Origin of the sequence: Streptomyces sp. NPDC021093, from assembly GCF_044333135.1 — a bacterium.
In the GTDB taxonomy this organism is placed as follows: domain Bacteria; phylum Actinomycetota; class Actinomycetes; order Streptomycetales; family Streptomycetaceae; genus Streptomyces.
In genome coordinates this window covers 184705-205504 of sequence record NZ_JBIRQJ010000003.1, presented here as the reverse complement: position 1 = coordinate 205504, position 20800 = coordinate 184705, and the positions used below count along the sequence as shown (strand labels likewise).

The window sequence follows — 20800 nt, the reverse complement described above, 5'->3', positions numbered from 1 at the left end:
TGCTGGTCACGGTCACGGCACTGGCCCGTCAGTTGTGTACGGAGGCGTGCGCGGAGGTGTGCACGGGAGCCACGGTGATCGGCGGGAGGTTGCGCAGGCAGGACGTGTCGCCGGGACCGCCGGTGCGCAGGAAGCGGGTGGAGACCCCGGTGACGCAGCCGCCCTGCTCCCACTCGGGCACGTGCCCGGTGTTGCGTACGGAGATGAACCGGCTGTCGCGGAACTGCCGGGCGGCCTTCCGCCCGTTCGCGTCGGGCGTGTTGGCGTCGAGGTCGCCGGAGAGCACCAGGACCGGGACGTCGGGCAGCTCGGGGTGCGTGGGCTGCGGGTGCGGCGCGGTGTTCTCGCGCGGCCAGCCGATGCACACGTCGCCGCCGTCCGTGGGCCCCTCGGTGAACCCCCTGGCGCTGAACGCCCCGTGCTCGCCGGGGGCGGCGGACGCCAGCGCGGCACGGTACTGGTGCCACCGTACGGACAGCGGCGCGTCCTTCGACCAGGCCTTGCGGTAGTCGTTGCAGACGACCGCGATGTACGGCGCCTGGTCCTCCTGGCTGCCGGAAGCCCCGTCCTCCTGGACCAGCGCGCGCAGCGGTGCGGTGTCGCCCGCGACGAAGCGGTGCAGGGCGGACGGCAGCCGCCCGAGCAGCGAGGGCTCGTCCGGCGCCATCCCCACTTCCCGGCTGGCCGCCTCATAGAGGAGGTTGGCGAGCTTGCCCTCGGTGAACCGTACGGAGTACCCGGCGTGGTCGGTGGTGACCGGCACGGTCATCGGCCGGGCCCGCAGGCGTGCGGCGACGGTGGTGAGGTCCCGCACGGCCGTACTCCCGTCGCAGGCCGCGGGCACGCTGCGCTCGCACACGCGGCGCAGGGACTTCGAGACGGCCTGGGCGCTGGGCCGGGAGAGGGGGTCGAAGCCGAGGGGGTAGGCGCCCGACTGCACGATCGACCGGACCCGCTCCGGGTGGCGGGAGGCGTACACCGGCATCAGGTAGGTGCCGTACGACAGCCCGTAGAGGGAGAGTTGGGGCACGCCCAGCCGGGCCCGGACGGCGTCGATGTCGTCGGCGGTGGCGGCCGAGGTGTATGCGGCGGCCCTCGGCCCGAGGTTCTTCGCGCACGTCTCGACGGCGGCCCGCTGCTGGGCGCGGGTGCCGAAGCGGTACTCGGCGTCGGTGACCCCGCAGGGCAGTCGATCCGAGCGTCCGGTGCCGCGCGGGTCGACGAGCAGCAGGTCGTGGTCCCCCAGCAGGTCGCCCAGTGCGTGACCGAAGATCTCGGCCCGGTCGATGGCGACTTCGCCGGGGCCGCCGGGGTTGACGGCGACGGTGCCCCTGGCGGGGCCGGGCGCGCTGTGCCGTACGACCGCGTAACTCACCCTGATCTTGCCGAGGTTGGGCTTTCCGGCGACCAGCGGGCGGTCCAGCGCGTCGCAGTCGACGCGGTGGCCGGGGACGGTGGGGCACCACTCCGGGGCCTTCGGGGCTGCCGGGGCCGTTCCGGGGGCGGCCGTTGCCGTCGTCGGCAGCGCCGCTGCCAGTAGTGCCGTCATGGTGACGGCCAGTCCCGCGCGCTTCGCCCTGCTCTTGTACGTCATGCCCACTCCGTCGTCTCTCGGGTGCGTCTTCAGCGTGTCTCGCACCTGCGTCTCTCAGCTGCGAGAACGACATTGCCGGGCGCGTTTCACAGCGACGGAAGAGCAATGAAAAAGGCGCGTAAGAATCGCCCCGGCTGTCGCATACTCGCCGCATGACCTCGCCCACCACCGCCCGGTCCCGGGACCCGCGCACCACCGCCCGGTCCCGGCACCCGCGCGCCACCATCCGGTTCCGGGACCCGCGGGCCACCCCGTACGACTTCATCCGCCTGATCGTGGTGCGCTGTCCCGGCTGCGCGAAGGCCGCGCACGTCGTGCCGGTGCCCGGTGCCCCGGAACCCGGGGGCCGGGTGCTCTTCCAGGCGCGACGGCTGGTCTGCCGAGGCTGCGGGCTGTCCCGCACGTGGGAGAGCCGTCAGAACGTCGGGCTCACCCGCGGCACGGCCCGGCCCGCGACGGATCCGTACTTCGGCCTGCCGCTGTGGCTCCAGGTGGAGACCCGGCACGGGTGGTTGTGGGCGTACAACCTCGAACACCTCGACCTGATCCACCGCTTCGTCGGAGCCTCGCTGCGGGAACGGGCTCCCTGGTACGACATCGGAGCGGCGACGACCCTGGTCGCCCGCCTGCCGGTGTGGATCAAGCGGGCGAAGAACCGGGAAGAGGTCCTGCGCGCCGTCGGCCGGATCCACACATCATTGATCGAGTGACTTGCTCGACCGACCGAGTCGGTACGATGCGGTCATGGCTCATGTGACCGCGGCCGAGCGCCGCCCCCAGCTGATCAAGGCAGCCATCGCTCTCATGACCCGGGAGGGCGTCGCCGCCGGAAGCACCCGCGCCATCGCCGCCGAGCTGGGCGTCGCACAGGCGACGGTGCACTACACCTTCGGTACGAAGGAGGACCTGTACCGGGCCGTCATGGAACAGCTCACCGACACCCTGGTCCGGCACGTCAAGGAGTCGGCGCCGGTGGACGCCGGGTTCGAGGAGACCGTCGCCGCCATGACCGCCGCCCTGTGGCGCACGGTGCGCGAGCGGCCGGCCGACCACCAGCTCCTGACCGAACTGACCCTGCTCGCGCTGCGGACACCGGCGCTGCGCGAAGTCCTGGACAGCCACTACCGCGAGGTGGTGGACGTGACGACGACGCTGGTGAGCGAGGCGGCCGAGCGGACAGGACACCGGCTCGCCGTACCCGCCCCGACCGTCGCACGGTTCTTCCTCGCCGCCTTCGACGGGCTCTCCCTGCAGCATCTGACCCTCCCCGACGAGGAGGCCGAACTGCCCGGCCTGCAGGCCCTGGTGTCCAGCGTCGTGGCTCTGGCGGACGGCACGCTGACCCCCGTGCCGATGCCCGCCCTCTGAGGTCTCCCGGCACCGCGAAGCCCCCGCATCCGGCTCGTCCCGGATGCGGGGGCTTCTGCTGGTGCGGCATGCGGGTCAGCCCGTCCAGACGTCCTCGACATAGGCGCCGGACTCGACGAGGGCGGCCAGCCAGGCGGCGGCCTCCTCGTCATCGGCGCCCGTGTGCTTGCGGTAGACCGCCATGAAGGCCTCCCGTACCGCCGGGGCCATCCGACGGCCGTCGCCGCAGACGCGCACATGGCCGCCCGCTTCGAGTACGGCCCAGATCTCGTCGCCCTCCCGGGCGATGCGGTCCTGGACGTACCGTGCGCCGTCCTCGGGGGCCCGGGAGAACGTGGGGCGCATGCTGACCGCACCGGCCGCCTCCGCCCTCTCGAACTCCTCGCGGTGCAGCTGGTCGACCTCCGGGTGGTCGCAGCCGAAGTAGCAGAGCAGCGTGCTGGTGGACCCGGTGTGCAGCCGGTCCAGGACCGCCCCTCGGAAGGGCGCCAGGCCGGTGCCCGCGCTGACCAGGACGGCGGGGGCGGCGTCGTCGGGCAGACGGAAGGGCTCGGCGCAGGGGAGGACCCTGGCCCGGACGCGGTCCCCGGCCCTGAGGGTCTGTACGTAGGCCGAGGCGACGCCCTCGAAGGTGCCTTCACCGGCGCGGCGGGGCGCGGCGAGCAGCGACACCATCAGCTCCACCTCGTCCGGCGCCGCCTGCGCGGAGGAGGAGATCGAGTAGTGGCGCGGCCGCAGGACCGGCAGCGTCTCCAGGAAGCGCTCGAACGGCAGCTCGCAGGCGGGGTGGCTCTCCAGCAGGTCCAGGACGCTCCGCCCTGCGGTGGTGACCTGCTCGCGGAAGGTCTCGGGGTCGGACGCGGCGAGCGCGGCCAGCGGGCGCCGCTCGGGCGGGCAGGCGGTGTGCTCGGCGAGGAGGGCCACGTGGGCCGGGACCGCCGGGTGCTGGAGCTCCACGAAGTCGGTGAGCAGCCGGCGCAGGGTCAGCGGCCGGTCGACGGGCAGCGCGCCCCGGCTCGGGCGGCGGGCGCTCAGCCGGACGGTGCGGTCCAGGTCCAGGCCGAACCGGTCGGCGACCCGCTGGACGAGGGCCTCGGGGTTGCGCGGCAGGACGGCCAGGTGGTCACCGGTGCGGTAGCTGACGCCGTCCGGCAGCCGCAGCTTCAGGTAGCGCTTGGAGCGGCCCAACGGGTGTGCGGTGTCGACGAGTTCGTACGCGTCGAGGACCTCCATGGGCCGTACGCCGTGCCGGGCCGCGAGTTCCCCGACGACGGATTCGGTGGCGTCCGCGAGCTCGTAAAGCCCTTGGTCCTCCTGCGGTGCGGGCGGGCTCGTCCCGATGACGGCCGCACCGGTCTCCTCTCCGTACTGGTCGAGTCCGTACTGGTCGAGTCCGTACTGGTCGAGTCCGTACTGGTCGAGCAGGGAGGTCCACAGGTCACCGGTCCAACGGTCCACGGCCCCCGCGAAGTCCCCGGAGGCGTCCGCGATCCCGCGATCGAGCAGCGGGACGGCCCCTGCCGCGCGGAGCCGCTCGTCGATCAGTGTCGGTACGCGCTGGTAGGTGGCGGCCCAGTTGCGGTCGCCGACGCCGAGTACGGCGTACCGGAGTCCTTCGAGCGAGCCGGGTGCCAGGCCTTCCAGCCAGTCGACGAAGCGGGTGGCGTCGTCGGTAGGCCGGCCGTTGTAGGAGGCGGCGACGATCACCACGGGGCCGTCGGCCGCGGTGAGCTCGCCAGCTCGTTCGTCGAGCGGGGCGACCGAGCCGGTGAACCCGTGCGTACCGCCGTCGGCGGCCAGGTCCCGGGCGATGCCCGCGCAGGTGCCCAGGTTGGAGCCGTGCAGGACGGTCAGTGCGGTCGCGGCGGCGCGGCGGACCCCTGGCCGGTTCCGGTCCGTGGGCGCGCCGACCACCGCGGCGGGCACTCGGCGCTCCCCTGCCGTGCGCCGTGCGAGCTTCAGGGTGAGCCCTTCCGGCTTGATGGTGAGCGACTGGTGAATCTTCAGCCGGTAGTCGGAGTGGTCGATCAGCCGGTAGCGGTGGACCAGCAGACCGAGGAGCAGAGTGGCCTCGTGCAGGGCGAACTGCCGCCCGATGCAGGCGCGTTCACCGCTGCCGAAGGGCTTGAAGAGGTGGACGGGCCGGTCCGCCTCCCGCTCCTGCGTGAACCGGTCGGGGTCGAACAGCTCGACGTTCTCGCCCCAGGCCGGGTCGCGGTGCAGGGCCGGGGTCAGCACCATCAGCGTCTCACCCTTGCGCACCGGGTACCTGCCGCCGATGACGGTGTCCTCGATCGGCTCCAGGGCGAAGGCGGGCGCGGTCGGCCACAACCGCAGGCTCTCGTTGAGGACTTGGCGCAGGTACGTCAGCTTCCCGACGTCCCCGTACTCGGGGTCGGGTGCGTCGGTGTCGCCCCACAGCGCGTCGACCTCCGCCTGGGCGCGGGCCAGCACTTCGGGGTGCTTGGTCAGGTAGTACAGGGCGAACGACAGGGCTCCGCTGGTGGTTTCATGTCCCGCGATGAGGAACGTGATCACCTGGTGGCGGATGTTCAGGTCGTCCAGCGGCTCGCCGGTCGCGGCGTCGCGGGTGTGCAGCATCCGGCCCAGCAGGTCGTCGGTGCTGGTGTCTCCGGAGGCCCTGCGCTGCCGGATCACCTCGTCGACCAGGTCCGACATGAGCGCGGCGTCCTGCCGGAACTGCTCGGCCTGCTTCCACTTGAACAGTTCCGTGCCCGGGATCGACTCGCCCTTCGCCTGGGTGAAGGCGAGCGCGCGTCCCATCGCCCCGACGAAGGGGTGCGCCTGCTCGCGCCGGAACGACTCGAAGTCGTAGTCGAACCCGCATAGCCCGATCGTGTCGAAGGTCAGCCGGGTCATGTCCTCGGGCACGTCCACCGGGCCGCCGCCGACGCCCCCGTCCCCGTCCCCCTCAACAGCCCTGTCCCACTTGGCGATCAGCGACCGGGCGACGTCGAGCATGGTCCGGTGGTAGCCGCGCATGGCACCCAGGGAGAACGCGGGCATCAGGATGTCGTGCGCCTTCTGCCAGTTCGGCTCGTGGCCGAAGGCGGTGAAGAGGCCGTCCCCCGCGATCCCCCGGATCTCGACGAGGTCCGGGTGCACGTTCTTGCGGAACCGGCTCTCGTCCGACAGCTCGGCCACCAGGTCCAGACCGCCCACGACCACGGACTCGGTGCCGAAGACGCGAACCCGGTACAGCGGGCCCAACTCCTTGACCTCCTTCATCAGATGAACCAGCCCGTCGGCACCCTTCGGGATGCCCAGGGCATGGCCGATCAGCGGGAGCGCCGGACGCTCGGGGATCTCGGTGAGGGCCGGGGTGAGGGCCGGGGTGAGCGTCGGGACGGCCGTCGGGGTCGCCGTCGGGTCTGTCATCGGGGTGGTCGTGGCCGCGTGCGTCATGAGCCCGCCTTCCGTGCCGTGTCGGCAGTCGTCTGCGTGTGACTGCCTTCACCTTAGCGCCCGACATTGTCGAGTGACAATGTCGGATGATTGTGTCGCTTGACACGGCCGTACGGAGCAACCGGCAGGGTCCGGAACGCGTCGGGCGGACATGCCGAACGCCCCCGTCCCGGGTTCGTCCGGGAGCGGGGCGTCCGGGAGCGGGGGCGTGCGGTTCTGGCCAGGGGAGATCGACCCTTGGCCGGATCAGCCGTGGGGGAGGACGACGGCGCGGCCGCTGATCCGGCCCGCGTGCAGCCGCTCGTACACCTCGGGGACGTCGTCCAGCGCGTAGGGCTCCGACGTGCACGTCGATGGCGCCGGAACGCGCCAGGTCGAGCACCTCGATCAGCTCGGACCTCGAACCCCAGTGGGGGGCGCGGACCGCGGCATCGTAGGGGACGGTGCCGAAACCGACGGTGGCGGCACCGCCGCCATGCCGACGAGGGTGAGGTCCGCCTCCACGGCGGCACAGGCCGTCGCGGTGGCGACGGTGGACGGTGCTCCCACGAAGTCGAACACGGCCTGGGCGCCCAGCCCTCCGCTCAGCTCGCGGACCTCCCTCGCCGCGTGCCGGTCCGACAGGACGACCTCGTGCGCGCCGACCTCACGGGCGAGGTCCAGCTTCTCGTCGCTGACGTCCAGGGCGATCACCCTGGCCGGCGTCGGCGCGCGCAGGAGCTGGACGGCCACGTGGCCCAGACCGCCGGCGCCGATGACCACGGCGGTGCTGCCGGGGGTGAGCTTGGGCAGCGAGGTCTTGACGGCGTGGTACGGCGTCAGGCCCGCGTCGGTGAGGGGCACGGCGGTGACGGGGTCGAGGTCGCCCGGCGGGACCGGGTGGCGCGGGTCGTCCACGATCATGTACTCGGCGAGGGCGCCGGGTGCTCCGAGGCCGGGCGGCCGGATGCCCAGTCCGGCCGCGCGCGGGCAGAGGTTCTCCTTGCCCTGAGCGCACATGAGGCAGTTTCCGCAGCCCCACGGCCCGTACACGGCGACGGACTCGCCCACCGCGAAGCCGGTGACGCCTTCGCCGGGAGCGGCGACGGTTCCCGCGCCCTCGTGCCCGAGGGTGAGCGGCAGCGGGACAGTCGCAGCGCACCGGCTCGGCCATCCGAGTCACACGCGTCCGGCCTGCGGTCCGGCCGGAGCCCTCGTGCCTAATCTGGCATTTCGCCCGTATCGAAGCCGGCACCCGCGAGCGGCCGACGGGCTTCACTTCCCCGTCCAGCAGCGAGGACAACGCACATGAGCGGCACCCCACCGCAAGAGTCCCCGGACTCCCCCGGCCTTCTTCCTCCCGCCGCCGCTGCCACGGTGACGCGCATCGCGGTCGCCGTGCTGGGCACGCTGCCCGCGATCTTCGTACGTGTCACGGGTGCCGAACTCGCGCCCGGCTGGGCGCTCCTCGTGTTCGGTCTTGGCGTGCTGTCCTCGGCCGTACTGCTGATGTGGGCGGCCGAAACGGCCCGCGCCGACATCTCCGGCTCGCTCGCCCTGGCCATCCTGGCCTTCATCGCGGTGCTCCCCGAATACGCGGTGGACCTCTACTTCGCCTACACCGCGGGCAGCAGGCCGGAGTACGGCGCCTACGCGGCGGCCAACATGACCGGTGCCAACCGGCTGCTCGTCGGCGTCGGCTGGCCCATGGTCGCGCTGGCCGCGCTCGTCGCCGCGCGCAGGTGGCGGAAGGCCCGCGGGGACGACGGCAGGGTCTCGGCCACCGTGACGCTGGAACCGCACCGCAGGATCGACGTCGCCTTCCTCGCGGTCGCCGCGGTGTTCTCCTTCGTCATGCCGCTGACCCGCGAGATCGGCTGGTACGTGGCGGCGATCGCCATCCCCTGGTACGGCTACTACCTCTTCCGGATCAGCAGGTGCTCCTCCGCCGATCTGGAGGAGCTCCAGGGCGTGCCCGCCCGGCTCGCCCTGTTCCCCACGGTGCGACGGCGGCTGACCACGGCCGGTCTCTTCCTCGGGGCGGCGGCCGTCATCTTCGTGTGCGCGGAGCCCTTCGCCAACAGTCTGATCACCTCCGGCACCAGGTTCGGCATCGACCGGTTCCTGCTGGTCCAGTGGGTCGCGCCGCTCGCCTCCGAGGCACCCGAACTCATCGTCGCGGTGGTCTTCGCCTGGCGGTTGCGGGCCTCCGACGGACTCGGCGCGCTGCTGTCCAGCAAGGTCAACCAGTGGACCCTGCTGGTCGGTTGTCTGCCGCTGGCCCACGCCATCGGTGGCGGCGGCGCGTCCCTGCCGCTGGTGACCCGCCAGGTCGACGAGGTCGCGCTCACCGCGGCCCAGACGCTGCTCGCGGTGAGCGTGCTGCTCAATCTGCGGTTCGCGCCGTGGCAGGCGGCCGGGCTGTTCGCCCTCTTCGCCGCGCAGTTCGCGCTGCCCGACGAGTCCTCGCGGATGATCCTCATGTGGGTCTACCTCGGGCTGGCCCTCGTACTGACGGCGCTGAACACCGGTCAGCTGCGGCCCACGTTCCGGGCGATCGCCGGACACGTCCCCGGCGACCCGCACCACTCCGTACGATCGGCCGGAAGCTGAAGTCCGGGAGCTGAGGGAGGAGTCGGTGCCTTGGCCCCCGTGGCGCTGGTCGGGGACGGCGTGGGAGCGGCCGTGCTGCTGGACGCGCTGTCGGTGGGCGCGGCGGCTCCGCCGGGACGGATCACCGTGGTGGGACCGGGAGTGCGGCGGTGGCGCGGCCTCGCGTTCGGGGCGGACGCGGTGGCGTCGTTGACCAACATCGGGGCGGCCGCCATGTCGGTACGGCCGGGGGATCCGGGTCACTATCTCCGCTGGGCCGAGGCGACCGGGACGGCCGGCACCGCCTTTCCGCACCGGGCCGTTTTCGGGCGGTACCTGGAACACACGGCGGGTGAGGCCGCCGCCCGGTTGCGGCGCCGCGGTTGCCGGGTGGACGTGCTGACCGGCCGGGTGACCCGCGTGCGCCGCACTCCGGACGGTGTCGACACGCGGTGGGAACCGCTGCCCGGCACGGCCGGTGCCGCGGTACGGCGGCTGGAGAGCGCGGCGGCGGTGTTGTGCTGCGGGGCGTCCGAGCCCGCCGACCCGTACGGCCTGGCGCGCTCGGACGGCCGGGTGCTGGCCCCGTATCCGCTGGAGGAACTGGTGGCCGCGGTACCGCCGGGCGCCCGGGTCGCGGTGGCGGGCACGGGGCTGACGGCCGTGGACGTGGCGTGCGCGCTGGCCGACGCGGGACGGTGCCGGGAGATCACGCTGGTGTCGCGGCGGGGGCTGCTGCCGTCCGTACGGCCTGCCGGTCCCCCGCATCCGGTCCGGCACTTCACCCTCGACCGGATCAGAACAGAGGGCGGGCTCGGGGGTCTACTGGCGCTGCTGGGTGCGGAGTTGGCGGCCGAGGGACTCTCGTTCGCGGATCTCCGGGTGGAGTGGGGCGGCTCGGAGAGCGCGGCGGACCGGCTGCGGCGGCAGTTGGACGACGGGGGGACGGCCGCGCGGGCACTGCGCGTGCTGCGGCATGCGGTGGGCGGGACCGGAGCGGAGGCGGCCGGGCTCCTGGGGCTCGCGGACCGGCGACGGCTGGACGGGCGCACCGGCCGGAAGTTGCGGAGCCTGCTCTTCCCGATGCCGGCGCACACCGCGGTGCGGGTGCGGGAACTCTTCGACCGCGAGGTGCTGCGCGTGGTGGCGGGGCGCATCGAACGGGGCGGGGGCCGGGGCGGGGCAGCGTTCCGCGTGCTGCCCGACGCACCGGGCGTCGGCGCCGTTCGGGAAGCGGACCTGGTGGTGAACGCCGTACTGCGGCCGTCCGACGAGCACCTCACGGAAGCGGAGGGGGTTCCGCCCGACTCCCGGGAGGGGCCGGTGGCGAGGATGGTCCGGGAGGGGCACGCGAGGGCGCATCCGCTGGGCGGCGTCGAGGCGGATCCGCTGACCGGACTCCTGACGGGAGCCGACGGCGCCGGAGCCCCGGTCCATGCGCTCGGCACGCTCACCCAGGGGGTGAACGCGTTCGCCTGCGGGCTGCCCTGGCTGGCCAGGCATTCCACCCGTATCGCTGCTGCACTGTCCGCGCCGGGGTGAGGGGCCCCCACCCCGGGACACCCTCTGCTAAACGCTGAACCAGCGCGCGACGGCCGTCCGCAGCGCGGCCGTCTCGGCCGGATCCGGTACGGGTGAGGCGCAGGCCCAGGCGACGTAACCGTCGGGACGGACCAGCAGGCCGGTGAGCCCGGCCTGGCCGCCCTTCGCGACGACGACGTCAACGGCACCCTCGGCCGTCTGACTCTCCGTCAGTACTGCTGTCAGCGAATGCTCTTCGGTGAGGTCCACCAGCAACGGCCGTGCGCCGCGCGCGAGTTCGGCGAACCGCACCTTCCCCGACTCGGTGATCAGTTCCAGCTCCGGTGCGAAGTAGCCGACCGCGGGGTGGGGATCGGCGAGGCCCATCTCGTAGCGCACATCGGTGCCCGCGGTGAGGTCGGCGAGGTGCTGGACGACCTCCTTGCGGGTGAGCAGCTCGGTGAAGAGCTCGCGCAGGCCCCTGGTGTCGCTGCCCGGCGCGGTGAGCGCGGCCTGTGCCTCGGCGTGGAGCACCATGCGGCGGGCGGCCTGGCGGCGCTCGGTGTCGTAGCTGTCGAGCAGGCCTGCCGGGGCGGTGCCGTGCAGGGCTGCGGCGAGCTTCCAGCCGAGGTTGGCGGCGTCCTGCAGACCGAGGTTCAGGCCGGGCCCGCCGCCGGCGGCGTAGACGTGGGCGGCGTCGCCGATCAGGAAGACCCGGCGGTCACGGAACCGGTCGGCGACCCGGGTGTTGCCGCCGTCCAGCCGCCGCAGCACGTGCGGGCCCTCCCCGTCCGGCGGGCCCAGTGGCAGTTCGACGCCGAGGACCCGGCGGACGCTCGACTCCATTTCGGCCAGGGTCATCGGTTCGTCCGTCGCGGGCTGGTCCCACTCGGTGGTGCTGACCAGCGGCGGACGGCCGGGGAACGGCGCGTACGAGAAGCCGCCCCGCTCGGTCTGGTGGGGCAGGAAGGGCAGGACAGGACCGTGCCCCGGGACGGTGAGGGCGCCGTTGGCCGGGTCGACCCGGTCGGCCGGGACGGTGACGTGGGCGGTGCGGCTGGTGCGCCGGTCGTAACTGACGCCGGGGAACCCGATCCCGGACAGCTTGCGGAGCACACTGCGCGCACCGTCCGCACCGACCGCGTAGCGGGCCCGCAGCCGCTCGTCGCCGTCGGGGCCTGAGACGTCGAGGGTGACGGCGGCCTCGTCCTGGGCGACGGCCGTGACCCGGTGCCCGCGCCGCACGTCGACGCCGAGTGCGCGGGCGCGCTCCTCCAGGACCTCGACGATGCGCGGCTGCGGGACTGCCAGCCCGTACACCGGACTGGTGTCGAGGAGGCCGAGGTCGAGGCCCATGGCGGCGAACATGAAGTAGGCGGAGTTCGGCTGCGGGGGCTCCGGGCTGCCGCTGAGCGGCTCGTACAGTCCGCGGTGGTCGGTCAGTCGCACCACTTGGCCGACCAGGCCGTTGGCCTTGGGTTCGGTGCCGGGGTGCGGGAGTTGCTCCAGGACGACCGGGTGGATGCCCGCCAGGCTCAGTTCGCAGGCCAGCATCAGCCCGTTCGGACCGCCGCCCACTATGACCACGTCAGCTGTCACGATCATGCCTCCTGATGGTGTGACGAAGGAACACGCAGGCCGGTGGCGAGGTGCTCGAAGACCTGGGTCAGGGCTTCGCCGAGCGGCACGGGCCCCTCGGCGCGCATGCTGTGCTCGACGGCCGCCGAGCTGGCGGCCGTGATCACGCCGGCGACCAGCTTGGGGTAGATGTCGCGCTCGGCGTCTGTGCCGGTGCGCTGGGCGACGGCCCTGGCCAGCTCCCGCTCGGCGGCGGCGCCGGCCTTGATGATCTCCCCCGCCAGCGCGGGCTCGGCCAGCATCAGCCGCACCCCTTCGCGCCAGCGCTCGCCCTGCGGCGCGGAGTCCCCCGGCGGTGCGAACTGCCCCAGGACCGCGTGGCGCAGCGAGTCCCAGAGCGGTTCGCCGGCCGGGCGGGCGAGCAGGTCGTCGGCGACCCCGAGCATCCGCTCCAGGTGACTGGCCGCGATCGCCTCGGCCTTGCCGGAGAAGTAGTTGCGGAAGGTACGGACGGAGACATTGGCCTCGGCAGCGATCTGATCGACCGTCACCTCGGCCCAGCCGTGCAGAACACAGAGCCGGATCGCCGCCCGGCTCAGCGCGACCCGCGTCTCCCGCTTCTTGCGCTCGCGGAGTCCGGGCTGCCCCGTCGTACGAGCGGTTTCTTCAGGTGCCATACGGGCAACGTAGCAGATTTTGCCGCCACGGCAAGATTATCTTCAGGGCAATATTGCCAATCAGGCAAGAATGTGCCCGGATTTGCTCCGCATATGTGTGTGGGGTCCGACCGACGGCCGGACCCCACACACATATGACGGACCCCCCGCGCACGACGGGGGACAGATCTGCTCACTCACTGTCGGCAAGCAGCTTGTACAGCGCCTTGCGGGTGTCGGTGAGGATCTGGACCGCTCGGGCCTTCTCCTCCTCGGTACCCACCGCGGCGACCTGGCGCGTGGCGGTGGCGATCTGCTCGATGCCGTCCCGCAGCACCTTGTGCACCGGCGGGACTCCCGCGGTGATGTGCTCCCAGGGGCGCTGGTCCGCTCCGGCCGCCTCGCGGGCCTCCCGGCCGGCGTCGGTGAGGGTCAGCAGCCGCTTGCCGCTGGAGTCGTCCGCGGTGACCAGGCCCTCGTCCTGCAGCAGCTGCAGTGCGGGGTAGAGGGAGCCGGGGCTGGGGCGCCACACGCCACCGGTCCTGGACTCCAGCTCCTGGATCATCTCGTAACCGTGCATCGGCCGTTCGGCCAGCAGGGCCAGCGCCGCCGCGCGCACGTCGCCGCGCCGCGCCCGGCCACGGCCGCCGCCGCGCGGGCCGCCGCCCCTCATGCCGTGCGGGCCGCCGCCCATTCCGTGGTGGCTCCTGCCGCGCCACTCGCCGGGTCGCCCGGGGCCTTCCCCCTGGAAGCCCCCACCGGGTGCGAACCCGCCGCGGCCGCCGCCTTCTCCGGGGCCTCCGCCGAAGCCGCCCGGAGCTCCCGGGCCTCCGCCGAAACGCTCGCGCCGCTCGAAGCGGTGGTGTCCCTCGGGACCGAACTCGTGATTCCTGCGCATGCTCTTCATGATCGAACTCCTCCGATGTCGTCGCACTCGTGCCGGTATCGTCACCGACACTCGTAACGATATATCGGTAAGCATCTAGATGCAACAAGATGGGTCGCTCGACTGTCTGCCGTACTGCTCCGCCTGGGCCAGGAACATCTCCCGGAACAGGCCGGGACCGGGGGCGCCGGGGGCCATCAGCGAGGCGAAGTCGCCGGACTCGGCGAGCCTGCCGCGGTCCAGGACATGGATCACGTCGGCCGTCTGGGCGCTGTGCAGACGGTGCGTGACGAGGATGACCGTCTGCCCGTCGGCGGCGAGCTCGCGGATCTGCCGGAACGCGGCGATCTCACTGGCCGGATCCATGCTGCTGGTCGGTTCGTCGCAGATGAGGAGGGCCGCCCTGCGGAAGTAGGCCCGTCCCAGCGCCAGCCGCTGCCACTGCCCGCCCGACAGGTCGACGCCGCCTTCGTACCCCTTCTCGCACAGGGACTCCCAGCCGCGCGGAAGGTCCTCGACCACCGTGTGCGCACCGGCCAGCCGGGCCGCCTCCTCCAGCCGGGCGCGATCGTGGAAGGTCTCGGGACGGCTGATGGCGACGTTGGCCCGGGCCGTGAAGGGCCACCGCTGGTAGTCCTGGAGCACCAGCGCGACATGGTCGAACAGCTGGCGGCGGTCCAGGTCGCGCACATCCGCGCCGTCCCAGCGGATCTGCCCCTCGGAAGGCAGGTAGAGACCCGCGAGGAGTTTGCTGAGGGTGGTCTTCCCGCTGCCGTTGGCACCGACCAGGGCGACCACCTGGCCCCGCTCGATCCGCAGGGACACCGAGTCGAGCGCCGGTTTCTCCCGCCCGGCATAGGTGAAGCCGACTCCGTCGAACTCGATCAGCTCCGGCGGGGCGGGCACCGGGGTGCCGCCGCTGGGAATGGCGTGGGCCGCCGCCTCGTCCCTGGCCCTGAGCAGGTCGGTCATGAACAGCGACTGCTCGTAGAGGTGGTCGATGTTGGTGACCAGCCGGCGCAGCCCGACCGTGCCGGTGGTGAGGGCCAGGACGGCGGTGGCGCCGGACGCCAGGGGCATGTGCCCGTGCGTGAGCAGCCAGGCCAGCAGGGCGTACGTGGCCGCGGCGGTCAGGCCGGACAGGACCGACGTCGCCAGGTCCGTGGTGGCCTCCTGCCGGGCGAGGACCGTCTGCTCGGCGGCGGCCTCCCGGCCCATCCGGTCGAGTTGTTCGAGCAGGAAGGGGCCGGCGCCGTGCACCCGGAGCTCCGGGGCGGCCTGCTGGCCGATCAGCAGGCGGCGCAGCGCGTCCTGCTGGCGCACGTGCTCGACCCAGACCTGGATGGACGTGTAGGTGCGCCGTGCGGCCCGTACCGTTCCCCAGGCCTTCGGGACGACGATGGCGATCAGCAGCGGCAGCAGCACGGGGTGCAGGATCGTCAGCACTCCGGTGACGGCGGCCAGCGCCATGACGGACTCGACGATGCCCAGGGCGTGCTGGATCAGGCGGCGGGCCGCGGTCTGCCCGTGCTGTCCCGACTCCAGCAGCTTCTGGAAGCGGGCCTGTTCCAGGTGCGCCATCTCGACCTCGACCACCGGGGTGAGCATGGTCAGTGCGGCGATGCGCTCGACGGTCGGCTCCAACCGCCCGGCGGCGCCCAGGGAGACGGCACGGAGCGTGGCGGCCAGGGCGCTGGCCCCGCCGACCCACAGCAGCGAGGGCACCGCGGCGCCGATGCGGTCGGCGGTGGGCCCGGCGGCGAACAGACTGACCAGGACCCGGTTGGTGGCCAGCAGACCGAACGTCGTCGCCACGGCCTGGCCGAGCTGGGCGACGGCCACCGCGACCAGTGCCGTACGGTCGCCGCGCCAGGCCAGCCGGACGGTCTCGCCGATCAGCCGCGGGACCTGGCACAGGATCACCCAGAACGAAGCCTTGGCGTGTGCGCCCTCGTACGCCGTCCAGCCGTCGGCGGTCCTGAGCCGGCCGCCGAAGAGCAACTGCTCCGGAGGGGAGGCCCGGCGCTCCCGCCGCCGGGTCAACCCCGCTCCCGGGGCCTGCCGGGCACCGTCATGAGCAGCTGGTAGTAGCCGGTGGGGAAGGGCTCGTCGACCGGCCGCCCCTGGACCTCCACCCAGGCGTGTGCCCGGAAGGGCGCCGTACGCACCCCGGTGCACCAGTCGGGCCAGGCTCCCCCGAGGCGGCAGAGCAGTGCCGTCGCCACGGAACGCTGCAGACAGCCCTCGCCCGCGCAGCGCGCACTCGTCGCGACGACGGCCCGCCGGGCGGCGAGCGCCTGCTCCATGGTGGCCGGGGCCGCACCGCGACGGAGGAACGACAGGGCCCGGCGGATCCGCCGGGGCGGCAGCAGGATCAGCAGCCTGGCGGCGGCCAGGGCGGCCAGCACCGCGGGGCGCCGGGGCCGACGGCCGCTGTCCCCGGTGTCCCTGCTGTCCCCGGTGTCCCCCGGATCCGGCCGCCCGTTCATGCGGGTGCCACCAGACGTGCCTCGGCCAGCGCGTCGACGAAGGACGCCACGTCGTCGGCCGCCCGGTCGGCGGGCAGCGCCGGATGTCTCTCGCGGAGCCGGCCCGCGGTCTGCTCCTGGGTGGCCCCGTCGCGCAGTGCCCGCAGGATGAACGCGGCGGTCCTGTTGAGCTGCCAGTACCGGCCCGTGACTTCGTCGAGCAGGACCGCACCGTCTTCGGTCTCGGCCACGGACACGTCGGGGCGAAGGATCAAGGACATGGTGCTCCTCGGGGGGTGGGAGCGGTACGGAGCCACCGCTCGCAGGCCAGGGTGTTTTCGAGGGAACGCATCACGTGCGCGGACAGATGGGGGCGGCGCAGGCTCTCGCGGAGCCGGGCCGCGTCCAGAAGCCCCGCCCCGGCCAGCCGCGAATCGTCGAAGAGCTCGACGAGCGCGGCCTTGTGGTGGCGCAGCCCCCGGTGGAAGTCGGCGGAGTACTCGCCCTTGGTGGACCGGGCCAGCAGCGCGTCGGGCACGATCTCGCGCATCGCCGTGGCGAGGACCGGCTTGTACCTGCCGGGCACCGCGCGCTCGGCGACCCGTACGGACAGCGCCGCCTCGATCACGCCGTCGTCCAGGTAGGGCACGGCGTACGGCAGTCCCAGGCCTGAGGTGACCTGATCCACCTGCCTGGCGGCGCGGCCGCACTCCTGCGTGGTGGAGAGCGCCGCGTGCTGGCCGCGCTGGGGCGCGAGCGGCCGCGGGTCCCGGGCCGCCGCTTCGTGCAGCAGACGCCGCACGACGTGGACCGCTTCCGGGGTGGCCCAGGGCGGCAGGTGCAGATACGTCCCCCAGTCCGTGCCGGACCCGGGAGGGGCGGGGGCGGTGAGCCGGCCGGACCAGGCGGCCAGCCACTGGCCGAACGTGCGGCGGTCGGCGAGCTCCCTGAGCAGCGGCCACAGCGGCCACCGCTGGAGGGCCCGCTGTCCGCGCACTCGGGCGAGGGAGTCCCGCGGGTTGCTGCGTACGTAGTCGTGCAGGTACGGCGGAGGGGCGCAGAACAGCTCGTCCCCGCCGGCGCCCGACAGGTGCAGTCGCGATCCGCGTGCGGTCATCAGCCGGGCGAGCGTGACGAGACGGGCGCTGTCCCGGACCCAGATGCCCGGTTCGTCGGTCACCGTCCGCAGGCTGCTCATGCCGCCGAACCACAGCGGTGCCTCGGAGCGCTCGGGCACCACGTGTTCCGCGGCGGGCAGCAGGGCGGCTGCCGCTCCGGCCCAGGCGGCATCGTCGTTGGCCGCGTCGACGCTTTCCCAGCGGAAGGTGATCAGGCGGGCCGCGCCGCTGGTGCCGTCGTCGGCCGTGCCGCCGGTGGCACTTCCAGCCGTACCGCCGGTGGCACCACCAGCCGTACCGCCTGCCGCCAGAAAGCACAGGCTCGTGGAGTCCATGCCTCCGGACAGGTCCGCGCTCACCGTCCCCGCACCGGCCGTGCAGGACCCCACTGCCGTCGCGAGTGCCTTGCGCACCTCCAACGCCCCCTGTTCCAACGGGAGATGCGGCTGCGGGGTGTTCCACCACCGCCGGACGGCAACGCGCCCGGCCGGTCCGAGCAGCAGCCCGCTCCCGGCGGGCACCGCATCGACGCCCTGCCACAGTCCACGCGCCTCGCCGAGCGGGTACGGAGGAGGGGAGGACAGCAGATGCAGGGCCAACTGCCCCTCGTCCACGCCGGATCCGACGGCAACGGCAAGGCGGTCGGCACGGCTCGCCGCCACCGTCACCCCGCCCACCCGTGCGTAGAAGACGCGGCGCACCCCCGAGGCGGTGCCTCGGACGGACACCCGGCCGCCGACGGAGACGACCGTATGAAAACTGCCCGCCAGCCCCGCTGTTGCCCGGTCGACGTCGGCGACGTCCCGCACCCTGCTCAGCCGGTCCGACAGTCCGCCGACGGTGACCGGACACCGTCCGATCACCGCCAGTCGGGCATCACCCACCGAGGCGACGACCACATGGCCGGGCGGCCAACTGCCCAGCAGCCACGGACGACCGGAGTGGTGAGCGACCACTCCGGCGGCCAGGGGCCGCAACAACCGCGCCGCGATGCATGCAGATTCGGCGTCCGGAAGGACGGCGAACCACGCCTCACTGGTCAAAGCCCTTCGGTCCTTTCCGGATTACGGTCGGACGTACCAGGCCCTCAGGCCCCCCTCGTAGAATGTGCCGTCCCTCGAACCGAGGGTCAGCTCTGCGAACTCGCCGACCTCCATCACCTCGGGCGGCTCGTAGATCTCATTTTCCCGTTCCACGAAGATCTCCTCTCCTTCTGGCCCTTCCGACCCGGCCCTTCAACTGCTCTCGGGGCGCGGGGCTTTCAGGTCGAAGCTAGCGGGATTCCGAGCCCCGCTGCGATAAACAGGTGGCATATTCACCTGACCGAGTGTTATCGGATTTCCCGCTGATACGACATATGGGGGCTCCGGCTCGGAACGTCCGCACCGTGCGAAACGGCAGCCCACTTCAGCCACTTCACGAGAGCGCTCCTTGCCCGCACCACCCGGGAGCGTCACTCCTGGCGCCGACGCCTCGCCCGCTGCTCCCAGTGCACCCGCTGCGCTTGCTGCGCGCCTTGGGCCCGCCGTGTCCGCTGCGCCCTCCGCGTCCGCCGCACCCGCTGCGCCCTCTCGGGCCTGCGGGTCCTGCGGCGCTGAACGCTGTTGAGTACAAGCAGTGTTGCCTGGACGGCTCCGGCAACTGCCGTCAGCAGGCTGACCACTTCGATCATGCTGAGGGTTCCTTCCTCGTTTGTGCCTTCCAAGAAAGCAGCCCTGGTGGTTTTCTGACGAGCTGATACAACTGCCGGAAGAAAATGTCTGCCCAGTTCAGGAGAGGTGCGGATGCCGAAGAAAACTCCAGAAAATGAGGCGAGATCCACCGGGGCGCCCCCGCCGCCCCGCACCGGCCGGAGCGCCTACGGGAAAGAACAGCTGGCAGAACAGGGTGTGCCCGCCGAGTGGATCAAGGTGAGCGAAGCGCTGCGCTCCCTGATAAAGGCCACGGTGGGTACGCAGCGGGGCCTGGTGAGGGCCGTGGGATCGTCGATGACCGACGACTCCTTGTCGAAGATGCTCAACGGCAGACAGACCATGGAACGCCACCGGTTCGACCAGATCCTCGGCAGTTGCCTCCCGCTGTTGCCCGCTGACGAGCAGCCGGAGCAGCGCCGGGCCCTGGAGGCGCTGTGGGAACTGTGGTCGCGGTCGTCCGCGGCGACCGGGCAGTCCGATCCCCGCCCCCACGGCAGCAACACCAGCACCGGTATCGGCACCGCCAGTCATCGAGCGGTCGCCGTCGGCCCCGCTGACAACGGCCTGCCCCAACAGGCCCTGGATTCCGCCTGGTCGATCACCACGCTGAGGTCCGGCTGGGACCTGCCGCACCGGTCCCGCGCCGCCATGCGGGAGTACTACGGCGTCAAGCACTCGCGCCCCGCCGACCCCGAGGGCCGCAGAGGACCCCGCGGTTACGTGACCCTCGGCCTGGTCCTAATGTGCGCGGGATCGGTCCACTGGGCGTGGCCCACGGTGTGGCTGCTCGTACTGCTCGGCCTGTTCTGGCTGGCCGTCCTCGCCGCCGAAGTCCCGCAGCAGCTACGGAACTTCCCTCTCCGGTACGTCCAGGGATCGCCTCCGCGGGCCGCCCACGTGTCCGTACGGCGGCTCCCGCTCCAGCCCGAGATCGCCTGGTACATCGGGCACAAGGACTTCTCCGGCGTCTCGGCCGTGCTGTCCGCGCTGCCTTCCGACAAGTTCTGGGGAGACCACCGGCGCGCCACCGGCTGGCTGCGCATCTCCAGCACCACCCCGGGCGTCCGTGTGCACTGGGTCCTGGAGGACATCTCCTCCGGAGAGCTGCTGGCGCGGGGAACCCTCGGCGGGTCGCGGCGGATCGTCCGGATCGAGTCCGCCGTCAAGAAGCAACGTCCCCCGGCATCGGCGGGCAGCGTCTCCTGGACGCTCGATCCGGACTCGCCGCCGCTGGTCGGCCTCGTGCTCCTGGTGGGGCGGGGGCGGGGCAACGCGAAGGTGTCGTGGCACTCCCCGGCCGTGTCCGCCTTCACCGGAACGTTCACCGGGCTCACTCCCGCGCTGGGCTGGTGGTTCATCAGCAGGGCGGACCGGGTGCACCGCAAGCACCGGCCGGAGCAGTGGGTGGGGCGGAACGGGGGAAAGGCACCGCGCTCCGCCCGGCAGGACAGAACCGCCCGGCAGGACAGAACCGCCCGGCAGGACCGGGCCACCTGGCGGGGCAGGGCCGCCCGCCGTGCTCGGCTGCTGCTGCGCACCGTTCTCGTCCCGGCCCTCGTCCTCGTGGTCCTGGCGAGCGGGACGAGCCTGGCCGCGTCCGCCGCCACCGCCCTGCTGGACGGCGGACGGAGCTGGCAGACGGCCGGCCTGCTCGGGGCCCTCGCCGTCCTCGTGACCGTCCTCTTCGCGGCCGCGAACCGGCTGGTGGCACCGGGCAGGGGCAGGTGGGCGCTGAACGTCACGCTGGCCCTCGGCACCTGCGCCGCCGCGGCCCTCGCCGTCCTGCTCCCCGACGCCGTGCCGTACCTCACCCGGTGGGGCACCGACCTCGCGGGTCTCCTGCACACCGGCAAGGACCCCGGGTGAACCGCCCGATCGGCCAGGACCCACGGTTCGGCGGGCTCGGGGCACGGGCTTCCC

Annotated in this window: 16 protein-coding genes; 5 read left to right on the top strand and 11 right to left on the bottom strand. The window is 72.7% G+C overall.

What is annotated here, in order from left to right:
• Positions 1 to 28: 28 nt before the first annotated feature.
• Complete coding sequence (locus tag ACH4SP_RS09935; protein ID WP_398412474.1) at positions 29 to 1594, bottom strand: alpha/beta fold hydrolase; 1566 nt, start codon at positions 1592 to 1594, stop codon at positions 29 to 31.
• A 152-nt stretch (positions 1595 to 1746) separates the two neighbouring features.
• Between ACH4SP_RS09935 and ACH4SP_RS09930 the strand changes: the two genes are divergently transcribed.
• Together ACH4SP_RS09930 and ACH4SP_RS09925 are read left to right on the top strand one after the other, a co-directional pair.
• Positions 1747 to 2304 (top strand): hypothetical protein, encoded by a 558-nt coding sequence (locus ACH4SP_RS09930; protein WP_398412472.1) that lies wholly within the window; start codon positions 1747 to 1749, stop codon positions 2302 to 2304.
• Between the two features lie 34 nt (positions 2305 to 2338).
• Entirely contained in the window at positions 2339 to 2962 is a 624-nt protein-coding gene (locus ACH4SP_RS09925; protein WP_398412470.1) for a TetR/AcrR family transcriptional regulator, read from the top strand.
• A 75-nt stretch (positions 2963 to 3037) separates the two neighbouring features.
• Here ACH4SP_RS09925 and ACH4SP_RS09920 read toward each other — a convergent pair whose 3' ends face one another.
• The gene (locus ACH4SP_RS09920; RefSeq protein WP_398412468.1) at positions 3038 to 6361 is read right to left on the bottom strand and encodes a bifunctional cytochrome P450/NADPH--P450 reductase; all 3324 of its coding nucleotides are present in this window, start codon (positions 6359 to 6361) and stop codon (positions 3038 to 3040) included.
• Positions 6362 to 6775: 414 nt separating this feature from the next.
• Positions 6776 to 7510 (bottom strand): zinc-binding dehydrogenase, encoded by a 735-nt coding sequence (locus tag ACH4SP_RS09915; protein WP_398413510.1) that lies wholly within the window; start codon positions 7508 to 7510, stop codon positions 6776 to 6778.
• 165 nt (positions 7511 to 7675) lie between these two features.
• Between ACH4SP_RS09915 and ACH4SP_RS09910 the strand changes: the two genes are divergently transcribed.
• Both ACH4SP_RS09910 and ACH4SP_RS09905 read left to right on the top strand, forming a co-directional pair.
• A complete protein-coding gene (locus tag ACH4SP_RS09910; protein ID WP_398412466.1) occupies positions 7676 to 8980 on the top strand; it encodes a hypothetical protein in 1305 nt (434 codons plus the stop codon).
• Positions 8981 to 9019: 39 nt separating this feature from the next.
• A complete protein-coding gene (locus ACH4SP_RS09905) occupies positions 9020 to 10501 on the top strand; it encodes an FAD/NAD(P)-binding protein (protein WP_398413508.1) in 1482 nt (493 codons plus the stop codon).
• A gap of 27 nt (positions 10502 to 10528) precedes the next feature.
• Here the strand turns inward: ACH4SP_RS09905 and ACH4SP_RS09900 are convergent, their stop codons facing one another.
• The 8 genes from ACH4SP_RS09900 to ACH4SP_RS09865 all read right to left on the bottom strand — a co-directional run bounded on the left by ACH4SP_RS09900 (position 10529) and on the right by ACH4SP_RS09865 (position 18382).
• Complete coding sequence (locus tag ACH4SP_RS09900; protein ID WP_398412463.1) at positions 10529 to 12085, bottom strand: FAD-dependent monooxygenase; 1557 nt, start codon at positions 12083 to 12085, stop codon at positions 10529 to 10531.
• On the bottom strand, positions 12082 to 12735 hold the full coding sequence (locus tag ACH4SP_RS09895; RefSeq protein WP_398412460.1) for a TetR family transcriptional regulator: 654 nt from the start codon (positions 12733 to 12735) through the stop codon (positions 12082 to 12084). Before ACH4SP_RS09895 ends, ACH4SP_RS09900 begins: the two co-directional genes overlap by 4 nt.
• A gap of 172 nt (positions 12736 to 12907) precedes the next feature.
• Positions 12908 to 13621, bottom strand: coding sequence for a PadR family transcriptional regulator (locus ACH4SP_RS09890; RefSeq protein ID WP_398412458.1), 714 nt, complete (start codon positions 13619 to 13621; stop codon positions 12908 to 12910).
• Between the two features lie 75 nt (positions 13622 to 13696).
• Positions 13697 to 15643, bottom strand: a complete 1947-nt coding sequence (locus tag ACH4SP_RS09885; protein ID WP_398412456.1) for an ABC transporter ATP-binding protein — start codon at positions 15641 to 15643, stop codon at positions 13697 to 13699.
• Complete coding sequence (locus ACH4SP_RS09880; protein WP_398412454.1) at positions 15640 to 16089, bottom strand: lasso peptide biosynthesis B2 protein; 450 nt, start codon at positions 16087 to 16089, stop codon at positions 15640 to 15642. Before ACH4SP_RS09880 ends, ACH4SP_RS09885 begins: the two co-directional genes overlap by 4 nt.
• Entirely contained in the window at positions 16086 to 16349 is a 264-nt protein-coding gene (locus tag ACH4SP_RS09875) for a lasso peptide biosynthesis PqqD family chaperone (RefSeq protein WP_398412452.1), read from the bottom strand. The genes ACH4SP_RS09880 and ACH4SP_RS09875 overlap by 4 nt, the downstream gene beginning before the upstream one ends.
• Positions 16340 to 18229: an asparagine synthase-related protein gene (locus ACH4SP_RS09870; protein ID WP_398412449.1), complete on the bottom strand. Its 1890-nt coding sequence runs from the start codon at positions 18227 to 18229 to the stop codon at positions 16340 to 16342. Before ACH4SP_RS09870 ends, ACH4SP_RS09875 begins: the two co-directional genes overlap by 10 nt.
• Positions 18230 to 18250: 21 nt before the next feature.
• Positions 18251 to 18382 (bottom strand): lasso RiPP family leader peptide-containing protein, encoded by a 132-nt coding sequence (locus tag ACH4SP_RS09865; RefSeq protein ID WP_398412446.1) that lies wholly within the window; start codon positions 18380 to 18382, stop codon positions 18251 to 18253.
• A 588-nt stretch (positions 18383 to 18970) separates the two neighbouring features.
• On the opposite strand from ACH4SP_RS09865, the gene ACH4SP_RS09860 reads away from it, so the two are divergent.
• Positions 18971 to 20746, top strand: a complete 1776-nt coding sequence (locus ACH4SP_RS09860) for a hypothetical protein (RefSeq protein WP_398412443.1) — start codon at positions 18971 to 18973, stop codon at positions 20744 to 20746.
• Positions 20747 to 20800 lie beyond the last annotated feature (54 nt).